The sequence below is a fragment of the Hallella sp. genome, from assembly GCF_037460745.1.
GTDB classification, from domain to species: Bacteria; Bacteroidota; Bacteroidia; order Bacteroidales; family Bacteroidaceae; genus Prevotella; species Prevotella faecis.
In genome coordinates this window covers 1-1,558 of the sequence record NZ_JAXVAE010000031.1, presented here as the reverse complement: position 1 = coordinate 1,558, position 1,558 = coordinate 1, and the positions used below count along the sequence as shown (strand labels likewise).

Sequence of the window (1,558 nt, the reverse complement as noted above, 5' to 3'; positions counted from 1 at the left end):
GCCCTCCGTGGTGCCCACATCGACCATGGCCGACACCTCCTCACGGCTCACCGAAGCCTGCTGCCCCTTCGGACTGAACACACGCGTGATGAGCTCGGAGAGCAGCACCAACGGATAGGTGATGAAAATAAGCACACGGATAATCTTGGTGGATGGCATGGCGAGCGAACGCCAATACGAGGCGCCAATGGTCTTCGGGATGATTTCGGAGAGAACCAAAATCAATAGCGTTAGAATGGCCGATATGAGCCCGAAATATTCCTCGCCAAAGAGTTTGATCGACTCTGCGCCCACACCCGCCGACCCAATGGTGTGCGCAATGGTGTTGAGGGAAAGGATGGCTCCCACCGGACGGTCTACGTTGTTCTTATATTGCTTCATCAACGGGGCGGCCTTGTAGCCTTGGCTCTCCTTCATCGTGATGAACGACATGGGAGTGGATAGGAGGACCGCCTCAAGGACGGAACACAAAAAGGATAGTGACAGAGCACCTAAAAAGTATAAAATGATTAAGCCCATTAAATGTTTGTCTCGTTAATAATAAGTTGTCTGTAGGGGGATGCAGCCCACTTACTATAAACGAAGAGCCTTATGGTATATGAACAATTGGTATATCATTGCGAAACAAAGATACATGTTTTGTTATAATTTCACTATTATCACCATCAAATATTGCAATTCTTTAACTAAAACATCCTGTTATTCACATTGTTTTCGTTAAGCCAAACGAGCGAGCATGTGGGCACAAGGCCATCTGCCGTTTGTCGGCGAGGCTATGCCGAGATTCGTGGGCAAATAGGTCACCCTACTCACCCATGCTTGGAAAAGAAACATGACGGGGTCGATCACGACGGGTGTCATCCGCTACATGGCGTTCATCAGGCCATCCCCTGCCCCTGGTTTGAATCTCACCAGCAAAGGGTCGACGGGGAAGAATCGGCGGACTATCAAGATGAAACTATCGATGCGTGCCATTGGATTGTTGGGATTGTTCTGAAAAAAACGTGCGCACTTTTTATGTGAAATAGACGAGGAAAATCCTGTATTTGCAAGATTTTGCTTCAAACAACGGAGCCTGATTTCAACGTTAGGCATGTTTCGAGTTGCGCCTGGGCATATATCGAGCCTCGATCGGGCATGTTTCGCACCACAAAAGGCCATGTTTCGCGCCTCGGTTAGGCATGTTTCGCAACGTTGAAAGTTGTTTCCGAAACGCCGAGCGAAGCGTTATTTTGATAAGTCATTGATTGATAGGCAATTACAAGAACTCGCCAAGAATCGCATATTTGCGCCTAACATTTTTCTCGTTCAAGAGAAATGTGTAGTTTTCGGTATAGATTGTTTCGATTTTTGAGTCACGACTACGCCTTCAACAAATCCTTGCCATCCCTCCCATAGCTATCCATCCTCACGTTCGTTAAGCCCAAACAAATATAAAACCCCTTTTACACCAGTAGGATAAAAATATACTATTTATAGAGGAAATCGGTCATTAGATTTGGGTTTAACGTAACCATCCGAAATATGCCGACTTGTTAATTGCAAAAAAACTCGCAAG

General features: G+C 46.3%; 1 protein-coding gene. It reads right to left on the bottom strand.

The features are described 5' to 3' along the window. The coding region (locus tag WKK33_RS00650) for a DUF21 domain-containing protein (protein WP_337932036.1) at positions 1-519 on the bottom strand (519 nt) is incomplete at its 3' end. Positions 520-1,558: the final 1,039 nt, after the last annotated feature.